Here is a 20,492-nt window from a genome sequence, read left to right as displayed (position 1 = left end):
TCTTATTTTATCGAAGCGGTACAGGACAGACACGGTCAAAATGTTCCGCTTGGAAAAGTCCAGCATTCTTGTGGCAGTAGAAAATCCTGTCGCTACCACTACTCATATCCTGTCATTCATTATACCACTTTGGATGATGGGCCTCATCTGAAACTGCGTCGAACTTTAAGGGGCCGCAGTTAGAATGAAAGGGACTGGATTATCATGGCAGAAATGATGACCACACAAGCCGGGGATGCTGGAGCCTTCCGCAATTTCGACCTCAACCGCGTGCCAACGCCTTGCTTTGTGGTCGACGAAAAAGCAGTTGAGCAAAATCTGGCTATCTTGTCCGACGTCGGCAGTCAGTCAGGTGCGCAAGTGCTGAGTGCGCTCAAAGCGTTTTCGATGTTCTCGCTTGCACCGCTGGTCCGCCAACATCTTGACGGCACCTGCGCCAGCGGTATCTATGAGGCGCGTTTAGGCCGCGAAGAATATGGCGGCGAAGTCGCCACCTTCTGCGCGGGCTACAAGGAAGCGGACATGGATGAAATCCTGTCGCTGTCCAACCATGTCATCTTTAATTCTATAGCTCAAAAGGATCGGTTCCTGGCCAAAGCCCAAGCAGCAGGTGTGCAGGTCGGTTTGCGCATCAACCCGGAACATTCCGAGGGCGAGATTGCAAAATACGACCCCTGCGCGCCCTGTTCGCGTCTGGGCACACCGGTCAGCCAACTAAGCCATGAAATCATGGTTGGTGTGGACGGCCTTCATATGCATACACTTTGCGAACAAGGGTTCGAGCCCTTGATGCGCACATGGGAAGCCGTTGCACCAAAACTCGCCCCGTTCCTGGGTCATCTCAAATGGCTGAACTTCGGCGGTGGCCACCATATCACCCGCGACGACTATGATCGTGATGGGTTGATCGCGTTCATCAAGGCGATCCGCGAAACCCATGACGTCGACGTCTATCTTGAACCCGGCGAGGCTGTGGCACTGGATGCGGGCATTCTGGTGGGCGAAATTCTCGACCTGCCGACCAATGGCATGGCCCTTGCGATCACCGACATTTCGGCCACATGCCACATGCCCGATGTGATCGAAGCCCCCTATCGCCCTGCCCTGATGGACGAGGCCGAGGCAGGGCATACCTACCGTCTGGGCGGCCCCTCCTGTCTGGCCGGGGATGTGATCGGCGACTATGCGTGGGACAAACCGCTGCAGATCGGCCAGCGTTTTGCCTTCCTCGATCAGGCGCATTATTCGATGGTCAAGACCAACACGTTCAACGGCGTCCCCTTGCCGACCATTGCCCTGTGGAACAGTGCGACGGACGAACTGAAACTCATCAAACAGTTTAGCTATGACGACTTTAAAGAGAGGCTCTCATGAGCGTTTTCCTCGACAGTGAACTGACCACATCGGAACGGACCGAAAACGCCCGGTTTCGAGTAATCCCAGTACCGTTGGAGCGCACGGTATCCTACGGCTCGGGTACAGCCGGTGGCCCGGCGGCGATCATCGAGGCCAGCAACGAGCTGGAGCGCATCACCGGCCTTGCCGAGCCTTGCACAGCGGGTATTTTCACTGAGGAACCTTTGAACTGTGACGGCCCTATGCCTGCAGTGATGGAACGCCTTGCCCTGCGCACCGAAGCCGCCATTCGCGCTGGTAAAGTGCCGGTCGCTCTGGGCGGTGAGCATTCGCTGAGCTACGGTGCGGTGATGGGCGTGGCCCGCGCGTTGAACCAACCGATCGGGATCGTCCAGATTGATGCGCATGCGGACCTGCGCGACACGTATCAGGGTGAAAAACACAGCCATGCTTCGGTCATGCATCTACTGGCCGAAGAAGGCGTCCGACTGGCCCAATTCGGCGTCCGGGCCTTTTCGACCGAAGAGGCGCAGAGCCGGGTGAAGAACAACGTGTTCCACATTGATGCCGAGGAGCTGGTCACCGGTAACATCAACGCGGTCGATCTGCCCAAGGATTTCCCCGAACTGGTCTATGTCAGCTTCGATGTCGACGGGCTGGACCCTTCGCAAATGCCGGCCACAGGAACACCCGTGCCCGGCGGCTTGGGCTATTATCAGGCGCTACAACTGGTCGAGCATGCCCTTCGGGGGCGCAAATGCGTGGGGTTCGACGTGGTCGAACTCGCCCCGGACGGCAATGCCGCTTGGGACTTTACCGCCGCACAGATCGTCTACCGTCTGATGGCCGCCTGCTAACCTTCGGCGGTTTCGTTCAACTCCATATGCCCCTCGCCGCGGCTTAGGACACGGCGCAGCATCGGCTCGAAGAACTCCAACGGTTTGGTCGGGTAATCCGGATCGAACGCCTTTTGGTCGTATTCATGGCAGAAATAGCGGCAGTCCTCCCAATAAGGACTGTCGCGGTACTTGTCTCGGGCGTTGCGGTCTCCGCCCAGGTGGTGATTGTAGTAATAGCCCTGGAACACGCAGTGATGTTTGAGGATCCAATGGGTTTTCTGGCTGACATAGGGCTTCATCATCGCCGCTGACAGCTCTCCATGGTTATAGGGAGACAGGATATCGCCGGTGTCGTGGATCAGCGCTGCGACGACCAGCTCTTCTTCCGCCCCATCCTCATAGGCGCGCGTCGCGGCCTGCAGGCTGTGCTGATAGCGGTTCACGGGATAGGGCGTCCAATCCTCGTCCAGCGAACGGATCGCATCCAGTATCCTGTCCGGCAACGCGGCGTTATAGGCCTCTTCGTATTCCATGACGGCGTCCCAATCGGCCTTGGTCGCCTCTTCAAAGCTGGTCCAGGTGGGTTTGTGGGTTTTGTCCAGCATGGTCCGGTCCTTTTGACTGATCATCCAACCGCAGCCTAACGCAGAAAACCTGAGCGAAAAAACGAATTAGCTTGGCCGAAGAACATTGCGCCGAAATGCGCCGTAGCTTCAGGCTTGGGACAATGCCCGCGAGTGTTTTCTTGCGCGCACGCGCAGAAGCGGACGACCTGCAATCAAAAGAAACAGGCACGAGATCAATATGCCCATGACAGCAGGCAAATAGAGCAATAGCCACAATTTCGGGTCTTCGATCACCAACGGAGACACAAAGCCGCGCATACCTTCCAAAAGGACCAGAATTATGAATGCTCCAAAAATCTGTGGCCACAGGCCAAATCTGGAAAAGCTGCCCAACATAAGGGTTGCATAGCCCGCCATCGCGACCGCGATACAAATGGTGATCCACGAAAATCGCTGATGCAGCTCGTCGATCAACGCGCCCTCAGTGAACCCTTCTGCAGCCGCGATCGCAGCCCGGTCGCGCAACAGCTCTGCGGTGGGAATGGCCTCGAGGCTTCGCTCGGCCGCGTTGTCGGTACTCGTCAATTCTGAGATGTCATAGGACGCGTCCTGAAACAGTGTAGACGACAGGGTACGTCCCTGCCTGTCCTGACGCAGGGCAACTCCGTCAACCATCACCAGATGAATGCCCGAGCCGTTATTGACCAGATAAGCTGTTTGGCTGGAATAGCTGACCGGGCTGGTTTTATCCCGCCGGTCCGAAACAAAAACTTCGCGCAAAGTCCCGTCCAGATCAATCCCCCCAATATAGACGGTCACGTCACTTGCAGGATGCAGGAATTCGCCTTCATTCAATAACTGCGCTGTGACGTCACCCGCCACTTCGGCCTGCCGTTTTTCCAGTAAATCGACCGAGGCCGGGCGCAGGAAAACACTGATCGAGGCCATCATCAGACCAGCAACAAGACCGAACAGAACCACAGCGCGAGCCAGCCGCCACGGGCTGGAACCTGTGGCCAGCATCACCGTAAGCTCGCTTTCACGGCTCAGGCGGTTGGTGGCATAGACGGCCGCTGCGAACACGGCCATGGGCATCACCGTACGGATCAGCGTCGGCAAAGTAAGAGCGGTAAATTCAAGAAACACCATGGCCGATTGACCACCGCTGATGACACGGTCAAACAGGCTTACCGAGCGGGTGATCCAGAAAACCCCCACCAGAATCAGAGTGAAAAAGCCGAACAGAATCAGCAGTTGCCGCAGGAAGTATCCATCGAAGCGCGACATGTATCCTCATCCGGCTACCTGAAATTCGTTTGAACAATATGCCAATCCCCTGACCGAGGAAACCGCATAGCCCAAGAATTATAGAAATTGAGCCGTGCGCACTAAAACGGCTATGCCATATCGGAATTGGCACCCCGATCCAGAATGCTTACCTGCCTGGATCAGTCCAGCGTTTCAGACAACGATCTGAGCAGGTGATTGAGTTGATCGCGCTGTTGCAGGGACAAACCCTGAACCAGGCGCTGCTGAGTCTCTATATGATCCGAAACGGCGGCCTCAATCGCTTTGAATCCGTTTTGGGTAAGACGGATCAGGAAGCCCCGGCCATCCTCAGGGTTTTGCACTCTTTCGACCATCCCCGCCTTAACCAGTTGATCGACGCGATTCGTCATTGTGCCGGACGTCACCATTGTAAGCTCCAAAAGCTCGCCAGGTGAAAGACCCTCTGGCTTGCCAGACCTTCGCAACGTGGCAAGGACATCAAAGCTGGCAGCGTTCATGTCATGAAGAGCCCAGGTATGCTCCATCGCCCTTCGCAACTGAACCGCCAACCGCGTCAGTCGACCAACGGTTTCCATCGGCCCCACATCCAGGTCGGGCCGGGCACTGTTCCACTGCGCGATAATTCGCTCCACATGATCCATGAGTTCTGGCTAGCCCAGATTTATCTTGACGTCAAGATTTTACAATATATCTTGACGTCAAGATAAAGGGATTCGCCATGAGATACCAAACCGACATCGCCCTAACTGCTGTTGCCCCTTTGATCTGGGGTAGCACCTATTATGTTACGACCGAATTTTTGCCCGTCGGATATCCGATCACGATGGCCGCGCTGCGTGCGCTGCCTGCCGGACTGCTGCTGCTAGTTTTGTCCCGTCAACTTCCAAGGGGTCATTGGTGGGGCCGCATATTCATTCTGGGCGCGCTCAATTTCACCGTGTTCTGGACCCTGCTTTTCGTCGCGGCTTACAGGCTCCCCGGTGGGGTCGCAGCCACTGTCGGCGCGGTACAACCTCTTATTGTAGTCTTCCTGTCGGCATTTCTGCTGAACACCCCGGTTGGGCTGAGATCGGTCGGCGCAGCGCTGCTGGGGGTGATCGGCGTCGGGTGCCTTGTCCTCGGAACAGCTATCAATCTTGATACGGTTGGCCTGATCGCTGGACTGGGTGGCGCCCTTTCGATGGGGGCAGGAACTGTCCTGACGCGCAAATGGCAACCGCCAGTGCCGCTGCTGACATTTACCGCTTGGCAACTAACCGCCGGCGGGCTGTTGCTGGTGCCGCTTGCACTGATGTTTGAGCCCGCCTTACCAGCGCTTGAAAAAAACAACCTTCTCGGAATTGGATATCTGAGCGTCATCGGGGCTGCCCTGACCTATATCCTGTGGTTCCGAGGCCTCGCCCGGATCGAACCCTCTGCGGTCTCGGCACTTGGCTTTCTCAGCCCGCTATCCGCCGTAATGATTGGTTGGGTCATGCTTGGGCAAAACCTGACCTTTGTGCAGATCGCCGGTGTCTGTATTGTACTTCTGGCGGTCTGGCTGGGGCAAATGGGCAAACGTACCGGCCGTTCGATTGTCACCATCAGAAAGCCCGCCTGAAACTCCAGGCATCGATGTACGAGTTTTGTGCTAAACTGTGTGCTGTGCAACGCCCGGGCTAGAAAGGTATCACGTGTCAAAAAGCCGAGTAAAACCGCGCTATTTTGCCATCGCCCTGCTGCCGGTATGTGTTTTCGCAATCCATAAACTGATCCAGAACCAAATGATCGCCAATGAACTGGACGTACCAGTGAACTTTGTGTTGAGCGGTAGCTCTTGGCAGGAAGCCGTTGGTCGGTTTCGGTTTCTTGCCGCGTCCTGGTTCTTTTTATCGCTGGCCTTGTTGCCCGTGGCAGTCTTGTTCCGGACCCTGTCACGCCCGATCGAAAAAAACACCCGGATCGCGGCAATCGCGATTGTAGTCGCCATCGTGTTTCTGGCTCTCGTGCCGACCATTCAAAAGCATATGACCGACCAAAGCCCGCAGATTTACCACCAGATCGGCAAAGCCGTTTTTGAAACAGCATTGTCGCAAGGCACCTTACCGGCATGTTCCGGTTCGGAAGATAGCTGGATGTTTGGGAAATGCGGGCAGGCCCCTGTTCTTTCACTGTTCAACCGTATTCTGGACCTGGTGAATGCAATGGCCGGCCTTGCGATCGGGTCGCTGATTGTCGGAATGATATTGTGTCTTGGACGGCATGAATCTCAGGACATCGAAGCAACAGCAGTTGAGCTGGCGCAAAACCTGCGGCATATGCGGCAGCAACTCTACCTGTCCAGTCTGGTGCTGACCTTCGGCATGTTCTTTGCCGCAAGCTGGATGTACTGGCCCTTGCCCATGATCGCTGAATCAGAAAGGGCCGCCTATAGCGCATTGCTCAACGCATCGGCCGTGTTCACCGGCACATATTTTTGCTTGCTAATGCTCAGCTACTTTCTTCCCGTGGCAGTCCTTCTGGACGGAAGAATTTCTAACCTCGCTTTGGCTGCCCGAAATCAGGGCGGCACAGACCAGGCATTCGACATTGATGACTGGAGATCGTCGCATAAGCTGACAGAAGGAACAGGTGACATCATCCGCGCCGGCTTCGCCCTGACGGCCCCAATCTTGGCCGCTTTTGCCGGTGGCATATCACCGATTTTGGGTTAGACCGTGATTTGTTGAGCAACCAGAACACGGTTTATCGCATCGGTCGAATGCTCTGCTGGTCCAAGTTGTAACAGCTAGGCTGCGCAAACGGTCACGCGTGTCCCATTCCGCCCAAGCTGGCACAAACTTCTGGCAATGGAGAGAATGGCAGGGGCAGCAGGGTTCGAACCCGCGACCTACGGTTTTGGAGACCGTCGCTCTACCAACTGAGCTATACCCCTAAGGTGCGCCTCAAATATGCCAGCCGCGCGGCGGACTCAAGAGGCTTTTTCAGATTCCTCCTTAGTTATGCGCACGACAAACAAGTTGCGTATGGCGTTGAGTTCTATAAGACACGGTTTGATCAATATGAGGGTCACCATTAGTGAGTATCCGCAAGAAAATCGCCGATAGCGAGGCCGTCCTGAATTGGACCGCCCGCCGCATCGCGAGCTATATTCGGATGGTCAACCGCAACACCCAATGGCAACGCATCGGCTATGAAGAGCTGGACCAGCTGGCCGATCAGGGCGAACCGGTCATCGTTGTCCTTTGGCATCAGCGGCTGGCGCAATCGCCCTATTTCTTCCCGCTGGACAAGGGGAGCATCTGCTCGATCACGTCTTCGGCACGCGCTGGCAGCATGGTTGGTCGGGTGCAGAAACTGTTCGGCATGGACACCATCGCCATGACCAGCAAAAACGCCAACAACATCGCGGTGTCACGCGAAGTGATCGGTAAGATCAAGCGGGGCATTTCCATCGGTATCGCCGCTGACGGCCCGCGCGGTCCGGAACGGGTGCTGTCGACAGTGCCTCTGGTTTGGGCACGCACCTCGGGCAAGCGAGTCTTCGGTATCACTTATTCCGCCCGCCACGGCAGCGAGGCCGGTACCTGGGATCGCCTGCTGATGCCGCGCCCCTGGCGCAACAAAGGCGTGTTTCTGTGCCGGGAATGGACCGAAAACGTTCCCCGCAAGGCCAGTGAAGAAGAACTCGAGGCCCTTCGCCTCAGCCTTGAGGCGCATATGAACGACATCACCGCCGAAGCAGACAGGATGGTCGGTCGCGAACCTTGGTCTCCCCAAGGCTAACCGCCGCGCAGCCTTTGCATCAGATACACTTCGCTGCCCTCGGGGATCGGTTCGGTCAGCCCGCTGGCGATCACGCGCCCGTTGATTGAGATGGAAACCCCGGCATCAATCGGCGCCTGAAGCTGCGGATGAACCCGCGCAAGTTCCCGCAGCAGCTCGCCGGTGGTTTTGGCCTCGACCTCGACCACCTGTTGACCCCCGGTCAGAGACCGGAGGCCGGACCAAAGGTGGACCTCAACCATTGTCCTTGAGCGCCGCCAAAATGCGCGGCGGTGACATTGGCAGTTGCTTCATCCGCACTCCTGCAGCGTTCGAAACCGCGTTGGCGATGGCTGCCAGCGGCGGCACAATGCCGGTTTCACCCACACCACGCACCCCAAACGGGTGGCCGGGGTTGGGAACTTCGACGATCACCGTATCGATCATCGGCAAGTCGCTGGCGACCGGGATACGATAATCGAGGAAGATCGAGTTCTGCAGACGACCATCCTCGCCATAGACATATTCCTCGTTCAGCGCCCAACCGATGCCCTGCGCCGCGCCACCCTGATACTGGCCTTCCACATAGGTCGGGTGGATCGCCTTTCCGGCGTCTTGAATGACCGTATAGCGGGTGATGCTGGTCTTGCCGGTTTCCGGGTCGACCTCGGCATCGACGATATGTGTGCCGAATGACACGCCTGCGCCTTCCGGGGTCGCTTCGAAATGGCCCGAGATCGGACCACCGGTCGCACCCATATCGGCGGTGATATCGGCCAGCGGCATCGGATCGAAATCGCCCGCATTGGGGCCCGAGGGCACCGCGCAGCCGTTTTCCCATTTCACCGCATCTACCGAGATGCCCCACTTGGCCGCCGCGCGTTCGCTCAGCTTTTCAACCGCATGCCGGGCCGCCTTGATCGTGGCCAGCCCTGAGGCATAAGTCACGCGCGAGCCGTGCGAAACGTCGTTATAGCCGAGTGTTGCCGTGTCCGCGATGGTTACGCGAATATTCTCGTAGGGAATGCCCAACACCTCGGCTGCCATCAGCGCCATCGACGCGCGCGAACCGCCGATATCGGGCGTGCCGACCATCAGCTGGGCCGAACCATCCTCGGACAGGGCCAGCGACACGGATGTCTCGCCCCCGTGATTGAACCAGAATCCACAGGATATCCCACGCCCCTGCCCTGGTTTCAGTGGCGCAGAATAGTGCGGATGCGCCTTGGCGGCCTCAAGCGTTTCGACCAGACCGATGCGTTCGTAGCGCGGGCCATAGCTGGCCTTGGTACCTTCGTAGGCGGCGTTTTTCAGGCGCACATCCACGGGGTCCAGCCCCAGCTTCTTGCACAGCTCGTCAATCACCGATTCAACCGCAAACGCCCCCATCGGCGCGCCGGGCGCGCGATAGGCGGCCTGTTTCGGGCGGTTGGCCATGACATCATAGCCCACCTGCTTGACGTTAGTCAGGTTATAAGGAGCAAAGGCACACATGGCCGTCATATCACCCGGCGCGCCGGGGAAGGCCCCACCCTGCAGGCGGAACACGCCTTGCGCTGCGGTGATCGTGCCGTCATTCTTCATCCCGATCTTGATATCCATCGACGCGGAGGCCGTCGGACCGGTGGCCCGGAATACCTCGGATCGGGTCATCACCAGCTTGACCGGGCGGTTGGCCTTGCGGCTCAGCGCCAGCGCGACCGGCTCGATGAATACGGTTGTCTTGCCACCAAAGCCGCCGCCAATCTCGGACGCCGTCACCCGCAGTTGCGATGTTTCGATCCCCAGCAAAGCCGCACAGGTTTTCTGCGCGATCCAGTGCCCTTGGGTGGTGCACCACAGCTCACCCTTGCCGTCATTTCCCAGCGTCGCCAAACAGGCATGAGGTTCGATATAGCCCTGATGGGTTGCCTCGGTGACGAAGCTGTCTTCAACGACCAGATCCGCTTCGGCAAAACCGACCTCGACATCGCCATGCCCGCTTTCGTGATAGCGCACGACGTTTGGGTGCATTCCTTCGGGCACGGAATAATCCGCCGCCCCCTCGCGTATAACCGGAGCGTCCGGAGCCATCGCTTTGTCGACATCGGTCACATGGGGCAGCACCTCATATTCGACCTCAATCAGTTTGAGTGCGTCACGCGCCGACAGCGCCGAAGTTGCCGCAATAGCTGCCACCGCGTGGCCGTCATACAAGGCCTTCTCGCCTGCCATAACGTTTTCCAGCACGTTCCAGAACTCACCTTCAAGACCGGGCTTAAACGGCACCTCAGCGAAATCGTCACGGGTCACAACGGCTTTGACGTCTTTATGCGCTTGGGCCTTGGAGGTGTCGATCTTTACGATCCGCGCATGGGCATGGGGTGAGCGCAGAATAGCCCCGTGCAACATGCCCGGCGCGGTGGCGTCAGCGCCAAATTTCGCGCGCCCCGTGACCTTGTCCAGCCCGTCAGGGCGGTTCGGTCGGGTGCCAACGAAAGTGAATTCAGATTTGCGATCGTCGAGTGCCATTACGAAGCCTCCCGAAGTTCAGCCGCTGTATCCATCACGGCGCGAATGATCTTGTCATACCCAGTGCAGCGGCAGAGATTACCAGCCAACCAATACCGTGTCTCTTCCTCGGTCGGGTTCGGGTTCTTTTCCAGCAACGATTTGGCCGCGACCAGAATACCGGGGGTGCAGATACCGCATTGAAGAGCAGCATATTCAATCATCTTCTTCTGCAGCGGATGCAGAACGTCCCCGTCTGCAATACCTTCGACCGTCTCGATCTGTTTACCCTCTGCTTCGATCCCAAGCATCAGGCAGGAACAAACCAAACGGCCATCGACAGTTACCGAGCAGGCACCGCAATCGCCGGTGCCGCAGCCTTCTTTCGCACCGGTCAGGTTCAGCTTGTCGCGCAGACAGTCCAGCAGGGTCTCGCGTGGGTCACACAGGTATTCGACCGTGTCACCATTGACGGTGGTGGATACGTGGAACTTGCTCATGCTTGCTCTCCCTTGGCGCGGGCATAGGCGATTTTCGCGGCGCGTTTGGCCAGAACCCCGGCCACTTCGGTACGGAATGCGATTGTGCCGCGCTTATCGTCGATCGGGTTACAGGCAGTAGATGCGGCAGCGGCAAGCGCGTCCAATGCAGCATCGTCAAGGGTGCTGCCCATGATCGCCTTGGCGCAGTCTTCGACAAGCAGAACAGTCGGAGCCACAGCGCCCAGCGACACGCGGACCTCGGTGATGGTATCCCCGTCCAGACGGAGATTCACACCTACGCCAACCACCGCAATATCCATCTCGGTCCTGGGGATGAACCGCAGATAGGCATCACCTCCGTTTTCGCCGCGTGCAGGAATATTGACCGCCGAGATCAGTTCACCCTTGGCCAAGGACGTTCTGCCCGGGCCGGTCGGAATATCTTCGACGGCAACCTCACGTGTGCCACTTGGTCCGGTGACTGTCACGGTCACGCCCGCTGCCACCATGGCTGGCACCGAATCCGCCGCAGGCGAGCCATTGCACAGGTTGCCAGTCAGCGTCGCCCGCCCCTGCACCTGAGTCGATCCGATCAAATCCATCGCTTCGACCACGCCGGGCCAGTCGAGGCCCAACCCAGGATGTTCGCTCATTTCCGCACCTGTCGCCGCCACGCCCAGCGTCCAGCTGCCGTCAGCATTGCGGGTGATATCGCTTACGCCATTGATTTTCTTGATGTCTATCAATGTATCAGGCGTCACCAATTCCGAGCGCAACTGCACCAAAACATCGGTGCCACCGGCAAGAAACCGTGTAACGCCTTTTGCATTTTCTGCCAGAGCCGACGCCTCGGCAAAGCTGGCAGGGCTGTGATAATCCATGATTTTACCTCGCGCCTGTTGGTCAGGATCCACTGGGGTTCGCAGGGACGTTAATGCAGCAACACACTGGCGTCCATGGCAAGAACGACCTATTTTTCGATCCCGAAATGACGTTTCCAGACCTCGGATCAGAGGTCGATCTCGACCACCCCGTCCGGGTCCGCAGCACGGCTTTGGCACAGGATGATTGCGCCTTCGCGCTGCTTGTTCGACAGCACGAAATCCCTATGCTCGATTTCACCCGAAATCACACCGCATTTACAGACGCCGCAAATTCCGTCCGAACATTTCACATCGACCTGAATTCCGGCTTCGTTCAGCACCTGCGCCGCGTGTTTGTCGGCGGGAACCTGCAGCTCTCGCCCCGATTTGGCCAGTTTCAGCGTGAAAGAATGGTTCTCATACTCGGGCTGCTCGGGAACGGAGAAATACTCCAGATGCCGCGCCTCGTCTGGGAACCCTTGACGTTCCGCTGCCTGCATCACGCCTTCCATGTACCGATCCGGGCCGCAGGTATAGACATGCCAACCTACCTGATATCCCGACAGGATTGACTGTAAATCAGCGCGCGTGCCTTCGTCCGAGAAATGATAGTGCACGTGATCGGCCCAGGGCATTGCAGCCAGATCGTCCAGATACCCCGCCCCAGCGCGGGTACTGGCCGAGTAATGCAGGTCAAAGGGTTTGCCCAGACTGTGCAGGCGGTGGGCAAAAGCGATCATCGGCGTGATACCGATCCCGCCGCCCATCAGGAATGTCCTGGTGGCGGTCTCATCCAGTTCGAAATGGTTGATCGGTTTCGAGATGAAAACCTTGCGCCCTTCGGTAAAAATCCGGTGCAACAGGGCCGAGCCGCCCCGCCCCTCATCCTCGCGCAAGACACCGATCTGATAGGTCGCTGGGTTCGCCGGATTGCCGGACATTGAATATTGCCGCAGGAACTCTGGCGCGACCAGCACGTCCAGATGGGCGCCTGCGGTCCACTGAGGCAGCGGCGCGCCATCCAGCGTCGCGAACTCATATTTGGTCACATCATCCGTCATCCGGTCGACCATGCTCAGCTCGACCCGCATGACAGGGGCATCACCTGCGATGGAATAGTTGTGAACAACAGACATGTCCCCGGCGGCCTTGCGTGCCTTGTACTCCTCTGCCGTGACCATCGCTTCATAAGCTGCAATCCCGGCTTCGCGGTCCATGGCAAAAGGATAGGGCCAGGGATGCGGGGCCAGATAGGCGGGATAGACCGCCAGCGTCTGATCCTCATATTTCAGGGCAAGGTCCGTCTGCAGGTTGCGCCGGTTCAGCGGATGCTGGGTCGGGCGATACGCGCCGTCGGGCTGCAATTCGATATCCCACCACCATTTCTTGGTGTCGTTCAAGCCACCATTGCCCACCGCATCGTCCAGTTTCGCCAGCGCTGGCGCGGCTTGGGGGAAGTTCATCGCGGCCCAACGGAAGGGACGTTCCTTGAAGATGCCTTCCAGATTCCATGGGCAGGTCTTCATGCACCGCCCGCACATCGCACCACCCGATGTTGTCACCCGGTAAGTGGCGCATTTCTGGCTGTCGGACTTCCAGATTTCATAGCCGTTGAACATCAGTTTTGGCCCGGCGGTGATCGCCCCCGAGGGGCATTCTCGCGCGCATTTATTGCAGCTTTCACAAAAACTCTGCAGTCCGAAATCTATCGGCTTGTCATGAGCCAGAGGCATATCTGTTGTGACCGCACCGGATTTCAGACGCGGGCCCAGATAGGGGTTCAGGATGACCTCGCCAATCCGGCTGACCTCTCCCAGTCCCGACAACAGCAAAAGCGGAGGCTGCAGCACCTCGCCATCCATCACCGTATGGGCCTTGGCCTTATACCCAAGGTTGCGGATCTGCTGTGCAACGACCCCACCCAAAAGCGAGAACCGCAGATAGGCGCGCATGGATTGAGCGACCGCAATCCAGTCGTCACCGCTGGATCCCTCCATCGTCTCATAACCTTGGTCGATGATCATGCTGATGGCTTGATCATGTGGCGGTGTAATCTCTTCTCCGGCGGCATCATGTGAATACCACGCCCATTCGGGGCAGCGGCTGAGGCCCACCGCATCCGCACCCAGAAAATAGGTCGTGGCCTTGATATTAGCGGCGTTCCGGGCGGCATCTGTCGGCGGCGCTGTCTCGGCGCTATCGCCATCCTGCAGCAGAACAAACGCGCCCAGCGCGCGCCGTTGCGCGAAACTGGGGGCCGCCTTGCGCACGTAATGCCCACCCTTGGCGGCGTCCTGCAGAGTCTTACCCATGTCGCCGAATTGCGCCCGGGCAAACATGTCAGCCCGTTTGGGGACGCGTGCAACGTTTTCCTCGTCAATATAAGTTGTCGGCGTTTCGACACGCTTAAGCTTTTCGAAGGGATGCGCGCCGTCGACATAGCGCCGTTTGGCATAGGAGTCTCGGTTCAACGCATTCTTGGCAAAACCCGCCCCCAACCACCATGCCGGTCCTTGTGTGCGAAACCACGGTTGCTGAGCCATCGGGCACAGCGGGCGGTCATGAGCGATCTCCAACTCGGTCGTCACCACGGCCAGCCCGAACCGAGTCCCAAGCCAGGGGGCAACAAGCTGCCCACCTTCGACCGAGGCCAATCCTGCGGCGACCGCCAATTTGCCCAGATCAACATCCGACGACATCGCCGAATGCGCCCGCGCATCAAAGCCAAGCAGGCGGATGTAGTTGGCAATAACCACCGCATTTTCGGTCGCCAACAAACAAGCGCGATGATCCTGCGCATCCGCGATCCAATCGGCTCCGGGCTCGGACGGGTCCGGGTCACGGTTGTGTTCATATAGGAACACGATTGCATGGCGGTGGCTGTCAATCGGCTTGGGTGCAGCCTCGATACTGTCCTTCAAATCCGCCATGATGACATCAATGCCCGAGGCCAGCGTCTTGGTTTGCCGTGTCCTCAGGGCATCAGCCAGCCGGTCTATATCAGGGTTGCGGCGCGGCTCGGGCAACAGTGCTTCGGGCGGCAGTGGTCCGCACCCGATCATCGACGCATCGTTGAAATAACCAAAGGCTTTCAGATGGTTGGCGCGCGCATTCGGATCTGACGGGATATCGCCCATTGCCGGGTTCACCAACCCGTCGCGGATCGCATCCATCATCGCCTGAAACTCACCCATCGCATTGACGATGCTGTGGGGCTGATCGGGGCGGCGAAAACTAAGATCGCCCATAGGCGGCACCTGTGACAGGTCCGGCATTGTGTCTTGCCGCGCCAACCGCTCTAGCGGGTAGCCGCCCATATGAACTGGCCTGTTCCGGTCTGAAAAGAAACGGATTCCCATAGCGTGCCTCCCCTAGCCCGTCTGACCCTTAATGCCCGGTAGACAGCAAAACCATTCATACTTAATCATAAATAATATGAATAAAAATGATTTTACTGATTTGGACGGCAAAGTCCTGCGGGTCTTTCTGACAATACTCGAGGAAAGCTCGGTCTCGAAAGCAGCGGATCGGCTGGGGGTCACGCAATCGGCAATCAGCCACACGCTGTCCAAACTGCGGCAGGTGCTGGGCGATCCGTTGTTTGTACGTTCAGGTCAGGGCCTGACCCCGACCGAACGTGCCTTGTCCCTGAAGGACCCTATTCAAACGGTGCTGGACGGGATGCGTGCCTTGACTGACGGTCGCCCCTTTGACCCGTTATCCGAACAGATCGACATTCGCATCGCCACAAATGACATGCCACGCGAAGTGATATTCCCAAGGCTGTTGCGCGACACACGCGCCGAGGGTGCACGGCTACGGTTGGAGTTCATCCCATCGGGCGTTCCCGATCCGGACCTGTTGCGCAGCGACCGGTGTCAGTTGATGGTCACCCCTCTGCCGCCGGATGGGCCGGACATTTACCAGAAACGGCTGCTCGAAAGCCCGCTGATGATGTTTTATGATGCCGGCCATTGCACCCCGCCAAACAGTTGGCAGACCTACTGCGAGAGCGAGCATATCGAGGTGCGCTTTTCCGATGGCCGCAACGCCCGTGCCGTCATGCGGGGTGTTGATCAAAGCCAGATCAGAGCGCCGATTGTTACCCTGCCCCATTTCAACGCGATACCGGCCTTTGTGCGGGGCAGTTCGTTGATCTCGACCGATACCGCCTTGATGAGACAAGGTCCTCTGGCCGGGTTGGACTGTGCGCATTTGCCCTTCGAATGCACCCCGGTTCCGCTTTACATGGTCTGGCACCAAAGGTCGGCCAATGACCCGGCGCATCGTTGGCTGCGCAGAAGGATCGAAGCCATAGCAGCTGACATCAGCGCGCCTTGATCAAATGGGTCAGTGCAGCACCGGTTTCAAAGTAGGCGTGACGCAGGCGGGTCCAGCGTTCAGTATGTTCCGCCACAGCGGGAACTGGCAGCAACGCTGGATCCCCGGCCAAAAGGCTCTCAGCCGCCATACGGCCAAACACCGTGCCCGGCCCGATACCCCGGCCTGAATAGCCATGGATCGAAACCGCATCCGGTCCGATCCGAGTGATCTTGGGAATGTGGTCCGAGGTCATCGCAATGCGGCCATGCCATCCCTGCTGCAAGGGTTGATCCGCAAGCTGAGGATAAAGCTCTGACAGTTTGCGCTTGATCCATCCGGTGTGCGCGGCGCTGCCCGCATGTTCTAGATTGCCCATTGCGCCGAGGATAAAGCGCCCTTCGTGATCCATTCGGAAAGAGGTCATGATCAGGCCGGTATCCCAACATCCTTCGGCTCCGGGAAGAATACTCGCGCGCAGATTGTCGGACAACGGCGCAGTAGTGAATTGAAAATACGAGACAGGAACATAGGCCGGTGCCGTATCGGGCAGGTTCCGATGATACGCGTTGGTGGCCTGGATCACTGATTTGGCGCGCACCGTGGCCTGCGGGGTTTCCAACAGCCACTGGCCATCGACATGGCGCATCGTCATCACTGGGCTATGCGTGTGAACGCGTGCCCCCGCAGCGGCAGCCGCACGGGCCAGACCGCGCACATATGCCATCGGCTGGATCGTTCCGGCGCGCGGATCGAACAGAGCTCCACGAAAGGTGGCGCTGCCCGTGCGCTGGCACGTCTTGTCCGACGACAGCAACTCGACCGGAGCGCCTGCCTGACGCAACTGTGCATGGCGTATTTTCAAATCAGCAAGACCAGAGCCAGAATGCGCACAATGCAACGTGCCCTTGCGCATCGGCTCGCACTCGATCCCATGTGTCTGGATCACGCTGAATACTTCACTTGGGGCCGCCGCAAGGATTTCGATCAGACGCGTTCCGTCCGCATCCCCCAGATGGGCGCAAATGTCAGCAGGGCGCACCCAGAGTCCGGCATTGACCAGCCCCACATTGCGCCCGGATCCCCCATGCCCGATCTCCTGCGCCTCCAATACACAGACCGAGGCTCCGGCCCGTGCGGCCGTCAAAGCCGCGGAACAGCCAGTATAACCGCCGCCGATCACCGCAAGGTCCACAGACAAATCGCTGGTCAGCGGGGCGCTCTCCACATGCTCGCGGCAGGTGTGTAGCCAAAGGGATTGATCGTAGTCGCTCAATGCGGGCTCCTTGCGGTGTCAAAAACCATTAGGACGCGGGATCAGGTCGTCGCAAGAGCCCTTTGATCCTCACGCCCCATCGCGATCAGGAAAGGCCGCGCCTCTTGCTGCGACTGAAACGCTGCCCGATCGCACATCCCCTGCCACCCGGCCAGAACCAGCGATTGCGCAACGGCACCGCCCAAAGTCGCTCCGGGGCCTGTCACGATGAACAGGTCAGGCGCGAATTCGCGCGCGGCGGTCTGGATTGCGCGGGTGAAGTCATAGGCCGCGGTCACCTGATGTCCCAGGGTGTAATCCCACAGTGCCTGCGTGTCCGTCGCACCCGGCCACCAGATTTTGCCACGCCCGTCGATCAGAGGCCGGTCAGGCTGTTTGAACAGCTCCGCACCAAGTTGCGTGCGCCCTTCCGCAGCCACCGGAGCTTGAAGGTGGGTGTGAAATGCGGCGTGATTTGCCAACCTCATGGGGAACCTGTCTTGCACACTCGGCCACGATGCCTCGAACGCTCGTAAGCCCTCTTCGTTGCCCGCCAGAACCAGCATTCCACCCAGATCAATCGACAATGCCAGAACCTGACCGTCCTGCGCGTTGATCCGCGCCACATCCGCCAGCAATTCAGCCTTACGCTGAGGATCAGCCACCCAGCTATCGTCTGAAAACGGGTATACGAGCTGCCCACCAATTAGGTGGTCCTGCATCAGCGTCCCCATTGTGTTCACCACACGAAAGCCATTCTCGGGCGACGCCGCGCCTCCGACGGCGAGGGCGATGTACCAGCCCATCGAGTTGCCGGTTACAGCCACCACTTCAATGTCATCGGCCAGCACCTGAGCATCAGCCAGAGATGCCGCGTAGATCAGAGGTGAGGCCATATCTCCACGCGAATACTTGCTGACCGTGAACCGATCGGCACCGTCCAGCTCCGTGACCGTCTCTTGCCCCGCACTGGCACGGATAGCGTCAAAATTGCCAAACATTTGCATCCGGCTTGCGTGATGACGGTGTAAATAACCCAGCTCGGCCTTGTTATAGGTGCCCCGACCCGGGCAGATCACAACGGCGGTACGGGTCATGAGCGGTTTCCAGTCAGATTGAGCGCAGCGGCGACAATATTATCCTTTGACGGCAATGGCGCAGCATATGCAGACCCGGTCGCGATAAAGCTGTCTTCTGCCACTACTCGGGCGATCAGGGTGTCGGGGCTTTCTTCGACGAAGAAAGTTGTCAGCGCCTCTGACTGGCTTCCGGTCCGACGGCATTCGTCAACGACCAGAATATGCGCACAGGTTTTGGTGGCCTCGCGCAACGCTTCTGCAGGTAATGGAGCCAACCATCGCATGTCGATAATCCGGGTTCGGATCCCTGCGGCCTCAAGTTCGGGCAAGGCTTGCTGCGACAGGTAGTGGCCGTTGCCATAGGTCACAATCGCCAGATCGGTGCCATCGCCTTGCACCCCAACCTCACCCAGTCGAATGCTGCGATCCGGTGAGGGGTAGGTCGTCATCCACCCGGCATCCTGCGCCTGATGCAAGTCCCGCATCGGATAAAGCGCGATGGGTTCCAGGAATACTACAACGCGTTGTTCTTCGCGCGCCAACCTTACGCATTCGCGCAGCATCTGCACCGCGTCCGCACCGGTCGAAGGGCAGGCAATGATCACACCGGGAATATCGCGCAGTACTGCCAGCGAGTTGTCGTTGTGGAAATGCCCTCCAAACCCCTTCTGATATCCCAGCCCCGCGATCCGCAGGACCATCGGGTTGGTGAATTGCCCGTTCGAGAAAAACGGCAAGGTCGCGGCCTCACCCCGGATCTGATCCTCGGCATTATGCAGATAGGCCAGAAACTGAATCTCCGGGATCGGGACGAAACCGTTATGTCCCATGCCGATGGCCAGCCCCAGAATGGACTGTTCATCCAACAGCGTGTCGATCACCCGATCCGGACCGAACCTCTGTTGCAGCTTTTGGGTCACGCCATAGACGCCACCCTTGCGCCCGACATCCTCGCCCATACAGACGATCTCGGCATGGTTCAGCATCAGATCGGTCAGCGCCCAGTTGATAAGGCGGCTCATGGGTTGGGGGTCGTCCATCGCGCGCATATCGCTGCCAAAAGCGGCTGCACGGGCCTCGGCCCCCGGACCATTGGTGGGTTTGCAGGCACGTTTGGGCGGGATCAGGCTGGCCATGACCTCGGAAGCGGTAGTCAGATGCGGGCGGGTCACGGCCTCGGCCGCGATCCTGTCGGTGCGGGCGCAGGTATCCTGATATATCTTTAGCGCCTGATCCGACGATAACGCCCCAGCCTGATCCAACAGCCGCACCGAATGCAGAAGCGGATCATTAGCCTCATCAGCTTCGACCTCGGATTTCGCCATATAGGTCGTCGGGACGTCCGCCCCCGCATGGCCATAAAGCCGAACGGTTCTTAGATGCAGAAAAGCCGGTTTGCGCCGAGTGCGCACGTATTCCGCTGCCTCTTTCGCAACCGCATAGGTTTCGAAAATATCCAAACCGTTGGCCTGAAAATATTTGATCCCCGGCCGGTGCTGCATCGACGCTTGAATCCATCCCTTTGGCGTTCTGACCGAGATACCGATCCCATTATCCTCACAGACGAACAACAGGGGCAAAGGGGTCGACTGTATGCTGGTCCACCCCGCCGTATTGATCGCCCCCTGCGCAGTGGAATGATTGGCCGACGCATCCCCGAACGAACACATCGCGATCCCGTCCTGTGGCAGCTCGCGATGTTCGGGCGGGTGCCGCCGCGCTGCACCCAGGGAATAGGCCGCACCCACAGCTTTCGGCAGATGACTGGCGATGGTCGAGGTCTGCGGCGGGATCATCAGTGCCTTCGAGCCCAGTACCTTATGCCGACCGCCCGAGATCGGGTCCTCTTTCGAGCAGGCGAAACTCAGCAACATATCCCAAGCGATTTGCTGGCCCGGCACTTGTTCCGAACGTGCGATCTGAAAGGCGGCATCCCGGTAGTGCAGAAACGCGATGTCTGTGGGCCGCAGAGCATGGGCGACAGCCGCCATGCCCTCATGCCCGGACGAGCCGATGGTATAGAACCCCTGCCCCGCCTTCTGCATCGCGCGGCTGGTACGGTCCAGTGCCCGGCTGAGAACCTGAGACCGGTACAGCGACACCGCATCGGCGTTGCTTAATCCCGGTCGCGGTGCGGCGCCGTCAGGCAGGTGGTGCTGCGCCACACGTGTCAGGAAATTCTCATGAACGATCTGAGCGCGATCCATG

Annotated in this window: 17 protein-coding genes and 1 tRNA gene; 6 read left to right on the top strand and 12 right to left on the bottom strand. The window is 58.6% G+C overall.

The features are described from left to right. Positions 1-204 precede the first annotated feature (204 nt). Together nspC and speB are read left to right on the top strand one after the other, a co-directional pair. Positions 205-1,374 carry a carboxynorspermidine decarboxylase gene (gene nspC, locus AC2FHW_RS06960; RefSeq protein WP_271948198.1) on the top strand — a complete coding sequence of 390 codons (1,170 nt, stop codon included), beginning with the start codon at positions 205-207 and terminating at the stop codon, positions 1,372-1,374. Then, positions 1,371-2,213 carry an agmatinase gene (speB, locus tag AC2FHW_RS06955; RefSeq protein ID WP_271948200.1) on the top strand — a complete coding sequence of 281 codons (843 nt, stop codon included), beginning with the start codon at positions 1,371-1,373 and terminating at the stop codon, positions 2,211-2,213. Before nspC ends, speB begins: the two co-directional genes overlap by 4 nt. Here the strand turns inward: speB and AC2FHW_RS06950 are convergent. From AC2FHW_RS06950 to AC2FHW_RS06940, 3 genes are all read right to left on the bottom strand, one after another. Further along, positions 2,210-2,800 (bottom strand): HD domain-containing protein, encoded by a 591-nt coding sequence (locus AC2FHW_RS06950; RefSeq protein ID WP_271948658.1) that lies wholly within the window; start codon positions 2,798-2,800, stop codon positions 2,210-2,212. The two genes, speB and AC2FHW_RS06950, sit on opposite strands and share 4 nt — an antisense overlap. 108 nt (positions 2,801-2,908) lie before the next feature. Next, entirely contained in the window at positions 2,909-4,048 is a 1,140-nt protein-coding gene (lptF, locus tag AC2FHW_RS06945; RefSeq protein ID WP_142635808.1) for an LPS export ABC transporter permease LptF, read from the bottom strand. A 161-nt stretch (positions 4,049-4,209) separates the two neighbouring features. Next, positions 4,210-4,692 carry a MarR family winged helix-turn-helix transcriptional regulator gene (locus AC2FHW_RS06940; RefSeq protein WP_142635806.1) on the bottom strand — a complete coding sequence of 161 codons (483 nt, stop codon included), beginning with the start codon at positions 4,690-4,692 and terminating at the stop codon, positions 4,210-4,212. 77 nt (positions 4,693-4,769) lie between these two features. On the opposite strand from AC2FHW_RS06940, the gene AC2FHW_RS06935 reads away from it, so the two are divergent. Together AC2FHW_RS06935 and AC2FHW_RS06930 are read left to right on the top strand one after the other, a co-directional pair. After that, positions 4,770-5,651 (top strand): EamA family transporter, encoded by an 882-nt coding sequence (locus tag AC2FHW_RS06935; protein ID WP_496821680.1) that lies wholly within the window; start codon positions 4,770-4,772, stop codon positions 5,649-5,651. A 73-nt stretch (positions 5,652-5,724) separates the two neighbouring features. Next, the gene (locus tag AC2FHW_RS06930) at positions 5,725-6,744 is read left to right on the top strand and encodes a hypothetical protein (RefSeq protein ID WP_496821679.1); all 1,020 of its coding nucleotides are present in this window, start codon (positions 5,725-5,727) and stop codon (positions 6,742-6,744) included. A 145-nt stretch (positions 6,745-6,889) separates the two neighbouring features. On the opposite strand, the gene AC2FHW_RS06925 is transcribed toward AC2FHW_RS06930, so the two are convergent. Beyond that, a tRNA-Trp gene (locus tag AC2FHW_RS06925) sits at positions 6,890-6,965 on the bottom strand. A 143-nt stretch (positions 6,966-7,108) separates the two neighbouring features. On the opposite strand from AC2FHW_RS06925, the gene AC2FHW_RS06920 reads away from it, so the two are divergent. Then, entirely contained in the window at positions 7,109-7,816 is a 708-nt protein-coding gene (locus tag AC2FHW_RS06920) for a lysophospholipid acyltransferase family protein (protein WP_496676363.1), read from the top strand. Here the strand turns inward: AC2FHW_RS06920 and AC2FHW_RS06915 are convergent. The 5 genes from AC2FHW_RS06915 to AC2FHW_RS06895 form a co-directional block, all read right to left on the bottom strand. After that, positions 7,813-8,058, bottom strand: coding sequence for a MoaD/ThiS family protein (locus AC2FHW_RS06915; RefSeq protein WP_142635798.1), 246 nt, complete (start codon positions 8,056-8,058; stop codon positions 7,813-7,815). The two genes, AC2FHW_RS06920 and AC2FHW_RS06915, sit on opposite strands and share 4 nt — an antisense overlap. Continuing rightward, positions 8,051-10,306 carry a xanthine dehydrogenase family protein molybdopterin-binding subunit gene (locus tag AC2FHW_RS06910; protein ID WP_496676366.1) on the bottom strand — a complete coding sequence of 752 codons (2,256 nt, stop codon included), beginning with the start codon at positions 10,304-10,306 and terminating at the stop codon, positions 8,051-8,053. The genes AC2FHW_RS06915 and AC2FHW_RS06910 overlap by 8 nt, the downstream gene beginning before the upstream one ends. Then, a complete protein-coding gene (locus AC2FHW_RS06905; RefSeq protein WP_142635794.1) occupies positions 10,306-10,785 on the bottom strand; it encodes a (2Fe-2S)-binding protein in 480 nt (159 codons plus the stop codon). The genes AC2FHW_RS06910 and AC2FHW_RS06905 overlap by 1 nt, the downstream gene beginning before the upstream one ends. After that, entirely contained in the window at positions 10,782-11,648 is an 867-nt protein-coding gene (locus AC2FHW_RS06900; protein WP_142635792.1) for an FAD binding domain-containing protein, read from the bottom strand. The genes AC2FHW_RS06905 and AC2FHW_RS06900 overlap by 4 nt, the downstream gene beginning before the upstream one ends. 128 nt (positions 11,649-11,776) lie before the next feature. Continuing rightward, positions 11,777-14,989 (bottom strand): reductive dehalogenase, encoded by a 3,213-nt coding sequence (locus AC2FHW_RS06895; protein WP_496821677.1) that lies wholly within the window; start codon positions 14,987-14,989, stop codon positions 11,777-11,779. Between the two features lie 76 nt (positions 14,990-15,065). Here AC2FHW_RS06895 and AC2FHW_RS06890 point away from each other — a divergent pair, with 76 nt between their 5' ends. After that, the gene (locus tag AC2FHW_RS06890; RefSeq protein ID WP_271948216.1) at positions 15,066-15,971 is read left to right on the top strand and encodes a LysR family transcriptional regulator; all 906 of its coding nucleotides are present in this window, start codon (positions 15,066-15,068) and stop codon (positions 15,969-15,971) included. On the opposite strand, the gene AC2FHW_RS06885 is transcribed toward AC2FHW_RS06890, so the two are convergent. The 3 genes from AC2FHW_RS06885 to AC2FHW_RS06875 are packed head-to-tail and all read right to left on the bottom strand — an operon-like array spanning position 15,958 to position 20,491. After that, positions 15,958-17,226, bottom strand: coding sequence for an NAD(P)/FAD-dependent oxidoreductase (locus AC2FHW_RS06885; RefSeq protein WP_271948218.1), 1,269 nt, complete (start codon positions 17,224-17,226; stop codon positions 15,958-15,960). The genes AC2FHW_RS06890 and AC2FHW_RS06885 overlap by 14 nt on opposite strands. Positions 17,227-17,267: 41 nt before the next feature. After that, positions 17,268-18,302 (bottom strand): ACP S-malonyltransferase, encoded by a 1,035-nt coding sequence (locus AC2FHW_RS06880; protein ID WP_271948220.1) that lies wholly within the window; start codon positions 18,300-18,302, stop codon positions 17,268-17,270. Further along, on the bottom strand, positions 18,299-20,491 hold the full coding sequence (locus tag AC2FHW_RS06875) for a dehydrogenase E1 component subunit alpha/beta (RefSeq protein ID WP_271948221.1): 2,193 nt from the start codon (positions 20,489-20,491) through the stop codon (positions 18,299-18,301). The genes AC2FHW_RS06880 and AC2FHW_RS06875 overlap by 4 nt, the downstream gene beginning before the upstream one ends. Position 20,492 lies beyond the last annotated feature (1 nt).

Source organism: Ruegeria sp. YTSA108 (genome assembly GCF_059610185.1).
The sequence above is the reverse complement of the archived record's forward strand: the minus strand, read 5'-3'. Positions and strand labels throughout refer to the sequence as shown.